Origin of the sequence: Massiliimicrobium timonense, from assembly GCF_042850985.1 — a bacterium.
Lineage (GTDB): Bacteria > Bacillota_I > Bacilli_A > Erysipelotrichales > Coprobacillaceae > Allocoprobacillus.
Window position 1 is genome coordinate 1715739 of sequence record NZ_AP031415.1, and the last position, 14112, is coordinate 1729850.

At 33.1% G+C, this 14112-nt stretch carries 10 protein-coding genes; 3 read left to right on the forward strand and 7 right to left on the reverse strand.

Going from position 1 to position 14112, the window contains the following annotated elements; genetic code table 11:
* Positions 1-20: 20 nt before the first annotated feature.
* The gene (gene murD, locus ACGHJ8_RS09015) at positions 21-1364 is read right to left on the reverse strand and encodes a UDP-N-acetylmuramoyl-L-alanine--D-glutamate ligase (protein WP_211963783.1); all 1344 of its coding nucleotides are present in this window, start codon (positions 1362-1364) and stop codon (positions 21-23) included.
* A gap of 1 nt (position 1365) precedes the next feature.
* Positions 1366-2349 (reverse strand): phospho-N-acetylmuramoyl-pentapeptide-transferase, encoded by a 984-nt coding sequence (gene mraY, locus ACGHJ8_RS09020; RefSeq protein WP_087358534.1) that lies wholly within the window; start codon positions 2347-2349, stop codon positions 1366-1368.
* Between the two features lie 181 nt (positions 2350-2530).
* Here mraY and ACGHJ8_RS09025 point away from each other — a divergent pair, with 181 nt between their 5' ends.
* Complete coding sequence (locus ACGHJ8_RS09025) at positions 2531-3997, forward strand: DUF1846 domain-containing protein (RefSeq protein ID WP_205089623.1); 1467 nt, start codon at positions 2531-2533, stop codon at positions 3995-3997.
* 22 nt (positions 3998-4019) lie between these two features.
* Here the strand turns inward: ACGHJ8_RS09025 and ACGHJ8_RS09030 are convergent, their stop codons facing one another.
* Entirely contained in the window at positions 4020-4415 is a 396-nt protein-coding gene (locus tag ACGHJ8_RS09030; protein WP_390539919.1) for a DUF3783 domain-containing protein, read from the reverse strand.
* Between the two features lies 1 nt (position 4416).
* Entirely contained in the window at positions 4417-5874 is a 1458-nt protein-coding gene (locus ACGHJ8_RS09035) for an LCP family protein (protein WP_211963781.1), read from the reverse strand.
* A 130-nt stretch (positions 5875-6004) separates the two neighbouring features.
* Between ACGHJ8_RS09035 and ACGHJ8_RS09040 the strand changes: the two genes are divergently transcribed.
* Positions 6005-7183, forward strand: coding sequence for an Mbeg1-like protein (locus ACGHJ8_RS09040; RefSeq protein ID WP_211963779.1), 1179 nt, complete (start codon positions 6005-6007; stop codon positions 7181-7183).
* 14 nt (positions 7184-7197) lie between these two features.
* Here the strand turns inward: ACGHJ8_RS09040 and ACGHJ8_RS09045 are convergent, their stop codons facing one another.
* Together ACGHJ8_RS09045 and ACGHJ8_RS09050 are read right to left on the reverse strand one after the other, a co-directional pair.
* Positions 7198-8238: a ribonucleotide-diphosphate reductase subunit beta gene (locus ACGHJ8_RS09045; protein ID WP_087358544.1), complete on the reverse strand. Its 1041-nt coding sequence runs from the start codon at positions 8236-8238 to the stop codon at positions 7198-7200.
* Positions 8239-8247: 9 nt separating this feature from the next.
* Positions 8248-10503 (reverse strand): ribonucleoside-diphosphate reductase subunit alpha, encoded by a 2256-nt coding sequence (locus ACGHJ8_RS09050; protein ID WP_211963777.1) that lies wholly within the window; start codon positions 10501-10503, stop codon positions 8248-8250.
* Positions 10504-10639: 136 nt separating this feature from the next.
* On the opposite strand from ACGHJ8_RS09050, the gene ACGHJ8_RS09055 reads away from it, so the two are divergent.
* On the forward strand, positions 10640-11479 hold the full coding sequence (locus ACGHJ8_RS09055) for a putative manganese transporter (protein WP_390539922.1): 840 nt from the start codon (positions 10640-10642) through the stop codon (positions 11477-11479).
* Positions 11480-11500: 21 nt separating this feature from the next.
* On the opposite strand, the gene ACGHJ8_RS09060 is transcribed toward ACGHJ8_RS09055, so the two are convergent.
* Positions 11501-14050 (reverse strand): NYN domain-containing protein, encoded by a 2550-nt coding sequence (locus tag ACGHJ8_RS09060; protein ID WP_390539924.1) that lies wholly within the window; start codon positions 14048-14050, stop codon positions 11501-11503.
* Positions 14051-14112 lie beyond the last annotated feature (62 nt).

Below are 14112 nucleotides of genomic sequence, written 5' to 3' on the forward strand. Positions count from 1 at the left end.
ACACCAACGTATCTTCTCACTTACTTAAAATCATGAACAATCTCTTTAAAAACCTTTCCTCTTTCTTCATATCCACTAAATTCATCATATGAACTTGTTGAAGGGGATAATAATACAACATCTCCTTCATGAGCAATTTCCTTTGCTTTCATCACAGCATCTTTCATATGTTCAACAACAATTGTATTGTCTATATGCATTTCTCTGGCAAATCTTTCCTTTGCCTCACCAAAACAAATAAGCGTTGAGATCTTCGAAGCATAAGATGACATCTCTGTTAAATCCAGACCTTTTTCATGACCACCCATTAATAATATAACCGGCTGTTTAAAAGCTTTTAAAGCAATAATCGCTGCATCTGTATTTGTCGCTTTAGAATCATTGTAATATTTAACACCATGATATTCTCTTACAAATTCTATACGGTGTTCTACTCCCTGAAAAGAAGCCAAAGTATCATGAATATCTGATAAAGACACATGACTTAATGCACAGGCAATAATGGCAATCATCATATTTTGAATATTATGATCACCTACTATTTTTATTTCATCCAAATCAATAACATGATTTCCTTTATAATAAATCGCTTGATTTTGAATCATACAATCAGCTGGTTTGGTTAAAGAAAGAGTCACTCTTTGAGCCAAAACAGGATACCTGCTTAAATAACTCTGCAAGATTTCATCATCCAAATTTTCAATAAAATAATCTTGCTTATCTTGATTCATATAAATACGCGTTTTAGAAGCATAATATTCATCCAGTGAAGCCATATAATCCAAATGATCTGGAGTCAGATTTATAATTGTAGAAATATGTGGATGAAACTTTTCAATATCTAATAATTGAAAATTAGACATTTCTAAAACCACATCATACCCATCACAATGAAGCAAATCATTGTCTAAAACACAAGAGGAATAAGGTATACCCACATTACCTGCCAAACAAGACAAATGATGGGCATGTTTTAAAATCTCATCAATTAATGTCACTGTTGTCGTTTTCCCATTTGTTCCTGTAATAGCAATATAATTTTGCATTTGAGCCACTTGATAAGCCAGTTCAATTTCAGTGTAAACAGGAATTCCTCTTTCTTTTAATCTCAAAACAAAAGGTTTATGATAATTTATGCCCGGATTTTTGACCACAAAATCAAAATCTCTTTCAAACAATTCATCAGGGTGTCCCCCCGCAATCATTTCAATACCTCTTGCCAGATATTCATCATAACAATCAATATGATCCTTTGCTGCAAATTCATTCACTGTAATCGTGGCATGCATTGCATCAAGCAGTTCAACTGCAGCCCTGCCACTTTTAGCCAATCCTAAAACTAAGACTTTTTTCCCTTTTAACATATTACATAACTCCTAAGACAATCCCAATAATTCCACAAATAAACCCTAAAAACCAAAAAGAAATCACAACTTGCTGTTCCGTCCATCCCAGCATTTCAAAATGATGATGAATTGGTGCCATCTTAAATACACGTTTTCCTCTTGTTTTAAAGGATACAACTTGAATGATAACAGATAGTGTTTCAACTAAGAAAACCCCACCAATTAAAATAAACAATAATTCTTGACGTGTTAAAACAGCTAAAGCTGCTAAAAAACCACCAAGCGCTAACGATCCTGTATCACCCATAAATATACGTGCTGGATGATAATTAAAGCACATAAATCCAAGCAATGTTCCAACGACTGCCATAGCATAAATAGCAATTTCATAATCTTTATTCATAATCGCAAAAATAACAAAAACAGAGATAGCTATCATAGATAGTCCTGTTGCCAGACCGTCCAACCCATCTGTTAAATTTACAGCATTGCTGCCAGCAGTAAACATAAAATACACAAGAATAGGATAAAACCATCCTATATCTACTTCAATATGTAATAAAGGAATGGAAATAGCAGTATCAAATTGAGGAATAAAGACTTTCGCCAAAATATAAAATGCGATAGCAACCACAGATTGTAAAGCATATTTATATAATGGCTTTAAACCATCATTTGTCTTTCTCACAACAATCAAATAATCATCAATAAATCCTACTAGTCCAAATCCTAAAAAAGCAAATGTCAATAAATGAATATACGGATTTTTTAATGAAGTCATATTCAAAATATAAACAACAATGATTGCACATAAAATAAAAACAGTTCCCCCCATTGTTGGGGTACCACCTTTGGCTTTATGTGATTGTAGTCCTTCTTCTCTTTCAACCTGTCCAAACTTCAATTTCTTCAAATAACGGATCGCTTTAGGCATCACTGCCACAACAACAATAAAGCTCACAAGAAAATTCAAAACAATTTTTAAAAAGACCATATTAAACATAATAAGACTCCTTTACCTCTTTTATCTTTTACAATATACCATATTTTTCATACAATAACAACAATCAAAAAGAAGCCATCTTTATTTATAATTATCATTATTTATTGACTTAATATTTTTTTATTATTTTCTTTATCTTCAATCCATTTTCTATATAATGTTGTCTAGGAGTGAGAAAAAAATGAAAAAAGCCTTTAGCAATGAATTATATGTAGAACTACAATCAAAACATATCCAAGAAAGAATTGAACAATTCGACAACAAGCTTTATTTAGAGTTTGGTGGTAAACTTTTTGACGATACCCATGCTTCACGTGTTTTACCCGGTTTTGAACCCGACAGCAAACTCAAAATGTTATTAACTTTAAAAGATAAAGTAGAAGTCATCATCGCTGTTTGTGCAAAAGATTTGGAAAGACATAAAATGAGAAGGGATTTAGGCATTTCTTATGATGATGAAGTGATACGATTAATCAATGAATATGAACATGTCGGTTTATATGTTGGAAGTGTAACAATCACACAATATCAACATCAAAACTCAGCTGATACCTTTAAAACCAAATTAGAAAAACGTGGTATTAAAGTCTTTATGCAATACCCTATTGAAAACTATCCTCATAATGTTGATCATATTATTTCTCCAGAAGGTTTTGGTAAAAATGATTATATTATCACAACGAAACCTTTGGTCGTGGTGACAGCACCGGGTCCCGGTTCAGGAAAAATGGCAACATGTCTATCACAGTTATATCATGAACATTTACATGGTATTCGTGCTGGATATGCAAAATTTGAAACTTTCCCAATCTGGAACTTGCCTTTAAAACATCCCGTGAACTTAGCATACGAAGCTGCTACAATTGATCTCAATGATGTCAATATGATTGATCCATTCCACCTTGAAAAATATGGTGAAACAACCGTTAACTATAATCGTGATATTGAAATCTTCCCTGTATTAAATACAATGTTTAAAAAAATCTTTGGTGAATCTCCTTATGCTTCTCCTACTGATATGGGTGTCAACATGGCAGGCTATGCCATCATTGATAATGAAGCCGCTAAAGATGCCAGCTGCCGTGAAATTGTTCGTCGTTATTACCACGCTCAAGTAGATTATCTGATGGGAAAAATTAATGATCAGTCATTAGAAAAAATGCAAATGCTGCTCTCTCAAGCAGGGGTAGATGCAAAAAATCGTAAATGTGCCATTGTAGCTAGAGAAGTAGCACAAACACGTCAGGGTCCTGTCTGTGCAATCGAATTAAATGATGGACATTTAATCAGTGGAAAGACATCATCATTATTACGTGCATCAAGTGCTGCTATGTTGAATGCATTAAAATATCTGGCTGGAATTGAACAGGACATTGAATTGATTTCACCAACGATGTTACATTCTATTCTTTCTTTAAAAAATGATTACTTAAATATGAAAACACCTCTTTTGGATATTGATGAAGTCTTACTGACATTAACAATTGCTTCAGCTCAAGATCAAAATGCAAAAAAATGTCTGGAAGCTCTCCCTTTATTGAAAGATTGTGAAATTCATTCAACTGTCATTTTAAGTAATAAAGATACGGAAACATTAAGAAAATTGAATATGAATTTAACTTGTGATCCTAAGCATGCAACAGCTTAGGATTTTTTTATTAAAAAAACCTCTATTGAGGTTTTTGAGTCATATATGAATATTCTTTTGCGACACTTTGATACAACTGAGAGAATGTATAATTGACATTATGTTGTGTTAAAACAGCTTTATAAGGAATAAAAGGAATTCCTTTCAAACGAAATAACTGCAATAATAATTCAAGTTGATTATCTTTTTGAAGGGCAAAAAATACAAATGGTTCCTGCATCATTGTAAGAATAGATGATTGAGATTGTCTTTGATATCCCTCTAAATGTAGTAAGTATCCAATTGTCTGATGAATATCATGAAGATCAATTTCATCTATGGCAATATCCAAATCCTTTCCAATACTTTGTATTTTTGATTTGATGTATTCTGGTAAACGGTAAACTAAAATTGTATCTTTCATATAAAATCCTTTCATTTTATTGTTGTAAATCTCCTAATTCTGTTTCAATTTTTTCATTAGCCATCAACTGATCAATGTAATCACTAGCCTGTTGAATAGATAATTCATGAGGAATAATAACGGATGCATTCATACCCAGTGAATAACAAGGCATGGAAGCACTGTCCCCTGTAATTTGATAAGATTGAATATCCCAATCAGGCATATCTGATAACTGCATAGAAACTAAAGCATTCATCTCATCACTTAGCATATTTGTTTCTATACTCTGGCTGACGGTATCTAAAACATCTGAAAAAGAAGTTAAAATAGCTGGTGAACAGACCTTTTTGACAATTGCTGAAATCATACGCTGCTGATTTCTTCCTCTAGCGAAATCTCCATCAATAAATGATTTTCTTTCTCTTACAAAAGCTAAAGCCTGTTTTGCATTCAAATGATTTTCTCCCTCTTGAATATGATACCCACCAATCTTCGTCGTAAACGCCTCTGATGAATTCACCGTAATACCACCTAAAGCATCTACAATATCCATAAAAGACGTAAAGTTCATACGAACATAATAATTAATATCTTGATCAATGATATCGGCCAAAGTATCAATACTCTCCTGTAAGCCATACATACCAGTATGCGTAAATTTATCATATTGACCATTACGATGTAGTGGATAATAAATATCACGAGGAATACTAATAAGTAAAATCTGTTGCGTCACAGGATTAATACCAACCAGCATATTGACATCACTACGTGAAACAGTCGTTAAATCACCATATTCATCATTTCCACTGATATAAACCAAAAAAGGTTTTTGCGTCACATCAACACTTTTCGCATTCACAGCTGCTTCATCACGTTTAACCTGATAAATAACACGCGTTTCTTCATTAAAATGCTCTTTTTCCTGTTCAACCAGACTTCTAAAAGCTTCATCTAAAATAATCGCATCCACATCTTTTTGATAAAGCTTTGTGACTAACTGATGGAAATCAGAGGAATCATCCAAAGATATCTTTCCTACCTCAGATTCAATTTGATCAACTGTATAATCCATCGTTGATTCATCTACATATGATACATGTGAAAGCAAATGATCTGGCAATTGATGTTCATTTTTAATAACAGAATCTTTTAAGACAATCACAGAAATAGCACGTGTCTGAAATTGTTCTTCAGCTAATAAATCAACAACCTGTCCTGTCTTATAAATATAAAACGAACCTACAGCCATCAAACAACTTAATAACAAACTTAAAAATTGTGTCAATAAAGAACGTTTACTTCCTTTTTTCTTATAGAAAATCAAAAAATATTCTCCAACCATTAAAATAACCAGAACAACTGCTGTGGCTATCAAATACTTCATAGGTACAAATTGAATAAAATACATTGTTGATAGTAAAACAATGGACATTAAAAACTGAATACTATATACAATACGACGTAAATATTTATTATCTATTTTTTTCATAACGACACATCCTTTTTGTTAGAGTATCATATTTTGACATTTTTCGCAATGAGTTGTATCCATTGACATTTGCATTTATCCAAAAAATCATGTAAAATATTTCCCTATACAAATCCAAAGGGGTGATGATATGAACGTGAATACAATCTTAAATTATGTTGATCTACGTGGTGATTTACTCACGACACAATTTCCTTATAATGAAATAGATGCCTTAATTTTCAGTGAACTGGCTTATGTCAATTTAGATCAGATTATTGAACCCTTACATCAACCTCCTTTATGGCTGGTCTATCAAAAATATGTCCAAAGGAATCAATCATTATCTGATCAGGAACTTCAAAAAATTCAGATTCCCAGTCATGAACTTTTTGAAAAAATGGCTTCCGCTCCCCGTTATCAAAACATTCGTATTCTTGATTATGTTAATGATGTCAATAAAGAACTTGTCAAACAATTTTCAGCAATGGCTTTATTATTAGAAGACGGACGTATTGTGATTGCCTTTCGAGGAACGGATGATTCATTAATTGGATGGCATGAAGATTTTTTGATGTTATGTGAAAAAAGTGTTCCTGCTCAAGAATCATCAGTGCATTTTGTAGAACATATCGCCAAACTCTCAATACCATCTTCACTTCTTGCTGATTTAAAAAATCCTTTTATAGATGCTTCATTATGGCAACGTTTCAAAAAACATTTTCAATATCAAAAACAACGTCCACTCTGGCTGGTCGGACATTCCAAAGGAGGAAATCTCGCTATTTACGCTGCCTGTTTTTGTCAGACAAGTATTCAAAAACGTATTTTTCAGGTTGATAACTTTGATGGTCCGGGATTCCATGACGAGATTTTAAAATCATCTGCTTATCGTCAAATGTTGCCTTACATTCATAGTTACATTCCTCATTATTCTTTTTTTGGCATTGTTTTAGGGCATGAAGAAAACTATACAGTTGTCAAGAGTCATGAAACAGGAATGATGCAGCATAATGCTTTTTCATGGCAGCTTCAGGCCCATCATTTTGAAGTCGATGAACTATCATATGAAAGTGTACAGTTTGCAATTAAAGTCATTCTCTTTTTAGAAAAATTAAGTTTAGAAGAAAAACATCAGTTTGTTGAAGCTATGTTCTCTCTTTTTGATCGTTTAAATATCTATAATTTTTCTGATTTATCACATATTTCCTACAAACATATTATGAGTGCCATCAAAGAAATCACCTTATTAAAACCAAAAACACGCAACATGCTTTTAGAAGTCTTACATATGCTTTGGTTAGAAGCCAAAAAAATAAAGAAAGGATAGCTTCCTTTCTTTTCTTATAAGTCATCTTCAATGGCCGCTGATTTTGCATAAGCTGTTGATTTTGCTTCAAAAAAATCTGTTTTAATCAGATTCGCCTGACTATACAAACTCACCCATTGCATAGATTCTGGTTCCTTATCATAACCTTCAAACAAAGGTTCAAAATTTAAAGATGTCGCACGTAAATTTCCCAAGTAATGAATATAATCACTGACCATCGTCATTGTTAAACCTTCAATACGATCACCCAATACATACTGTGCCCACGCTATTTCTTCTTCTACACCACGAAGAATCATACCACGATAAACCTCTTTTAATTCATCTGTAAAAAGCTGTGGTTCTTCTTTCTGGAGTTCTAAAATGATATTTCTAAATAACCAGAGATGTGTATTTTCATCACGATTAATATAACGAATTTCCTGTGTTGATCCGGGCATTTTTCCCATACGACCTAAATTATAAAAGAACATAAACCCACTATAAAAATAAATACCTTCTAAAATATAATTCGCCATTAACGTTTTCATCAGATGAAAAGAATCTGGACTATCAATAAAAGCATTGTACTGTTCACCAATAAACTGATTACGTTTGAGTAAATGCTCATCATATTTCCATTGATAAAGAATTTCATCACGCTTTGCTGGGGAGCAAATTGTATCTAACATATAACTATAACTTTGTGAATGAACAGCTTCTTGAAATGCTTGAATCGTTAAACAGAGATTAATTTCATTTGCTGTTATATATTCACCAATATGTGGTAAGTTGGCTGTTTGTAAAGAATCCAAGAAAACAAGAAAAGATAAAATTTTATCATAAGCTGTTCTTTCTTCATCCTTCAACAAACGATAATCTTTTATATCCTGTAAAAGATTAATTTCTTCTGGAATCCAGAAATTATTCATTGCTTGACGATACCAGTCATGAACCCACTGATATTTCATATGATTAAAATCATTTAAATTCGTCGTATTCCCATTAATCATACGACGTTTTTGCACATCAATATCTCCCTTTTCATTAAACAATGCTTTTGTTTTTAATTCCATATTTCCTCCTTATGCACTGCATGATTCACATTCTTCAATCTCTAGAGATTGACTTCTCACATAATAAAGCGTCTTGACATGACACTCACTTGCTAAAATATATAAATCCAAAAGTTTTCTAAAAGTAAAATCCTGTGTCATATAAATATTCACAGACTGTGACTGGTCAATATGACGCTGACGAATACCTGCCGCTTGAACAATCCAGTTTTGGTCCATATAATGAGCATTTTTATAAAGCCAGAACGTTTTTGGATTCAAATCTGGAGCTACACGACGCATCATGCTACCTTTCTTTTCTTCAATAAAAAATTTCTTCATGATAGGATCAACTGCCGCCGTTGTGCCAGCAATGATAGATGTAGATGACGTTGGAGCAATTGCCAAACAATATCCATTACGTAACCCATACTGATGAATGTCCTTCTGTAATTTTTGCCACATTGAAGAATGATAATGACGCTTTTGAAAATAAAGTCCGGTATCATAATCACTCCCTTGAAAATAAGCATAACTTCCCTTTTCTCTAGCCAGTTGACAAGATGCTTCTAATGTGTAGTAATTGATTTTTTCATATAACTGATCAACAAACTGTAAATGTTGTTCACTTTCAAAGGGAATGCCTTTTAAACTCAATAAATGATGATAACCACTTGTTCCTAAACCTATGGCTCGATATTGATGGTTCGTTATTTTGGCATAAGGCAATGGATAATAGTTTAAATCAATGACATTGTCTAAAGCTCTCACTGTTGTTTGAATAACATGTTGCAGTTCCTGTTCATCATCTACATTGATTCTTCCTAATGTCAACGAAGCCAGATTACATACCACAAAATCACCCGGTTTGGTCTTTTCTACAACAATACTTTCTCCATTGACTTCAACAATTTCTTTCCCTAAAAATGTCATAGCTTTCATATTTTGAGCAATTTCAGTACATAAATTACTACAATAAATCATTCCTTGATGATGATTAGGATTCATTTCATTGACTTCATCACGATTAAAAGCAAAAGGTGTTCCCGTTTCCACAAGTGAACGAATAATCAACCTCACAACTTCCTTAACACTCATAACTCTTTTAGAAATACGTGGATCTTGAACACATTCGTCATAACGTTGTTCCCATTCTTGACCATAACTATCTTCAAGGTGATAGCCCTTCACTTCATAAATTTCATGAGGGCACATCATATACCATGAAGCATCAAGATTTTCCTTAGCCAATTTCCAAAATAAACGTGGAAAACAAACTGCCGGAAAAATATCATGAGCTTTCATACGATCATCTCCATTATTTGTTCTGATCTGTAAAAATTCTGGTAAATCTTTATGCCAGACATCTAGATAAACAGCGACGGCTCCTTGTCTGACACCTAACTGATCTACAGCAATCGCTGTATCATTAACAAGCTTCAACCAGCGTACAATTCCTCCAGCAGCTCCCTTGTAGCCACGAATAGAGCTTCCATTTGCACGGACTTTTCCAAAATATAAGCCCATACCTCCACCATATTTAGAAACTTGAGCAAAATGATCTAAACTTTGATAAATACCTTCCAAAGAATCTTCCACAACATCAATAAAACATGAACTCATCTGATGGAATGGCTTTCTGGCATTCGCCATTGTTGGCGTTGCCATAGTTATTTTTAAAGTACTTAATACATCGTAGAACTGTTTAGCCCATTGCACACGTTTTTTTTCTTTTATAGCAAGATGCATCGCTATGCCCATAAACATTTCCTGAGGTGTTTCTAATATCTGATGATGATAATCATGAATCAGATAACGTTTATATAAAAGATCAAGCCCACTATGATTAAAGAATGCATCACGTTCATCATCAATATATGCCTCTAATTCTTGAATATCTTGTTTATTGTAATGTTCTAAAATATAAGCTCCATAATATCCTTCTTGAGTCAAATATTTGATTTTATCATAAAAAGTCAAAAGATGAAGCTTTTGTATATGACTTTCTACTTGTTGATGAATATCAAAAGCCAAAAATCTTCCCGCAATCATCTCCCATTGAGGTTCTTCGACACTAATCATTTCATCACTAACTAAAATAAAGATTTCTATGGCTTCATGAAGCGTCATTGATTCATGATAATAAGCCATCCATTTGTCATAAAGACGTTTGAAATGATCATTATCTTGAAAAAAGTCCTGATTCATTTTTTCTAAAGTAGATTGAAATTTTGAATCATGAAAAGTTTGATCAAAAAATTTAATGATTTGTTCATTTGTATTCATTATCTTCACATCCTTGTAGGCATTCTAACATAGCGAAAAAACTTTTGACTACTGATATGCCCATAAAAATGATGACATCATATGATTAGCTTTTTTTAAAAATCTATGATAAGATAATGCTTTAATGGAGGTTAATATGTTACATATACTAGAACATTCTTTACATGATTTAATACCAATGATTCCTTTTTTATTTTTAACTTATTTATTAATGGAATACATTGAACATAAAAATAATCAGAGATTTGAAACATTTTTAATACGTGCTCAAAAATTAGGACCTTTGATTGGAAGCTTTTTAGGCATTATTCCTCAATGTGGATTTTCAGTTATTGCCAGTGGATTATATATGAACCAAAGCATCAGCTTAGGGACATTATTAGCTGTTTTTATTGCGACAAGCGATGATGCAATTCCCATCCTGATTGCCCAGCCCCAACAATCACAGACGCTTTTAATGATTATTATTTTAAAAATCATTGTTGCGATGATAATTGGTTATCTTGTTGATGGATTGGTTCATTCCCATCATCTACGCCAAAACCATAGTCTACATGATGTTCATGAACATTGTCATGAAGAAGAACATGGTCATGGTATTGTCTATTTAGCATTGATTCATACTGTTAAAATTTTTATCTTTGTCTTTATCGTCAACTTTGCCTTAACATGGCTGATGGAAGAAGTTGGCAGTCAGACATTGAATTATTTATTAGTCCATGGTTCTTTATTCCAGCCAGTTTTAACAGCCTTAGCTGGATTTATTCCTAATTGTGCCGCCAGTGTTATTCTTTCTCAGCTTTATCTTGACAATGTCTTAAGTTTTGGTGCTTTATTTGCTGGATTAATGACCAGTGCAGGATTAGGTATACTCGTTTTATGGCGTATGTATGATAATAAAAAAGATATTTTGAGAATTATGTTTATTATGCTTATCAGTGCCACACTGGTGGGTATGCTTTTACAGGTATTTTAAAAACGCATCATCGTGCGTTTTTTATTTTTTATATTTATTAACATCTTCCAATAAAAATTCATGACTTTGCGGTTGTTTTCTTTGAAATTCCTGAAAACCATGTTGTGCCATTGCTTCCACTTCTAAAGCCAGTTCACGTGAAGACATACGACGAGCACCTCGTCCAATAACAATAGATTGTTCTAAAGCATCCGATGTTGCGACAACAACACGATATTCACTGGCAAGTTGATGCGTCACACGTTCAATATACATATCCGCTGTCTGGGCTTCTTTTGTATAGACGACATGAACATTATGACGTTTTTCCTGATGTCCCAGATTTTGTTTCACTTGATAAGCATCAAACACAATAATTAATACGCATTGTTTATACCCTTGATAGTTTGCTAAAATATCAATCAAACGTTCACGAGCAACTGCTAAATGCGTCTTTGCAAGTTCTTTGAGTTCAGGCCACGAATGAATCACATTATATCCATCCACAAGCAGACATTCTGGTTTCATCTGTACCTGCATAGAAGCTTCATAAGCAGGTGTTCGATAATAATCATCAGCCAAGCGACGTTTCACAGGTCCATAAGTTCGTTCAAAAATAGCATCCAGTTCTTCATCTTCATTTTGATATGATTTGAATTCTTGAGATATATTCTGACTTTTTTTGCTTTTTGTATATTGATAAGGAAGATGCATATAGTTTTCAACATCCTGCCACTTGACATAAAAACCAGCTCCATGTTGACAAAATACAGAACCTGTTGGATATTTTTGATCTGTTTCACTATCATAATGTTTGTCTTGAATGACTTCAGTAGAATTATGACAAGGAAAATATCCCTTTAATGAACAAGTCATACGACCTTTTCCTTTTGTCAAAGCGATGATTTCCTGTTGATAATCTTGTAAACATGCAACAGGTCCTTGTCCATATAAATCAATCCTATCTCCATTTTCTTCCATTGACACTTTAGTCTGTTTCTTTTCCATATCATAAAGAACACGACTTAAGGCTTCTTTAGGAATTTGAATATGAATATCATAATAAGGTTCTAAAAGAATCGATTCTCCTCGCTTTAAACCATGACGAATCGCACGATAGGTTGCTTCACGAAAATCTCCACCTTCGGTATGTTTTTGATGGGCCTTTCCAGCTAGTAAAGTGATTTTCATATCTGTAATAGGTGCTCCTATTAAAACCCCGCGATGTTCAATTTCTTGAAAATGTGTCATAATCAAACGTTGATAATGCAAGGGCAAAGTATCCGTTGAACACTGACTTTCAAAAACAAGTCCACTACCACTCTCTAATGGTTCCAGCAGGACATGGACTTCTGCATAATGTCGTAAAGGTTCAAAATGTCCCACACCTTCAATCGGTTTAGCAATCGTTTCTTTGTATAAAATCTCACCATGATCAAAATGAACATCTTCATGAAATCTCTCACGAATCATATTTTGTAAAATCTCAATCTGAATTTCTCCCATTAATTGAATATAAATATCTTGTGTTTCAGGCATATAAGAAATATGTAAAGTCGGATCTTCCTGAGCTAAAATCTGTAATTTTTGCATCATCACATGTCGATCCGTTTGTGGTGATAAGACCATACGATAATTCATATAAGGAACCATTACTGGCTGTATCGTTGTCTGATGATTGAAAGTCATACCCGGTAAAAATGCTTTTAATCCTTTCAAAGCCACAACATCTCCAGCTTTGGCTGTCATCATTAATGTATATTTTTCACCATTATAAAGACGAATCTGATCGACTTTTTCATTTCCAATCACTTCTTTGACATGAATGGAACCACCTGTTAATTTAACATGTGTCAAACATTGTCCTTGTTCATGAGTGACTTTAAAAACAAAACCATCTAATGTATCAGGATAAACTTTTTCTAAAGTATATTGATCTAACATATCAAGAAATGTTTCAACCCCTTGATTTTTAAGGGCAGAGCCAAAGAAAACAGGAAAGATTTGTCTTTGTTGAATACTTTCTTGAATATGCTGAAGTGAAATCTTTTGATTTGTCATATATTCTTCTAATAATGTATCATTGACTAACGCTATATTTTCAAAAAGCTGATTTTCTGGTAAAGAAAAATCAATACAATGATCATGATATTTTTGCGTTAATTCTAAAAGAAGTTCTTCTTGATGATAAGTTGTCTGATCCATCTTATTGACAAAAATAAAAGTTGGTACATGATAATGCGCAAGTAATTGCCAAATTGTTTCACTATGTGATTGAATTCCATCCATTCCATTCACAACAATAATAGCATAATCTAATATTTGTAATGTTCTTTCCATTTCTGCTGAAAAATCAGCGTGTCCAGGTGTATCCATCAAAAGAAATTGCGTATTCTTCCACTCGAAATAAGCCTGTTTAGAAAAAATCGTAATGCCACGATGACGTTCTTGTGCATCATAATCTAAAAAAGTATCTTGATGATCTACACGCCCTAATTGACGAATCTGCCCTGAAAGATATAACATGCATTCACAAAGCGTTGTTTTTCCAGCATCAACATGTGCCAATATACCAATCACTGTCTTTTTCATATTGACCTCCTTTTAAAGAAATATTATACACTATTTTTTTCGTAAATACATCTTTTCATGTT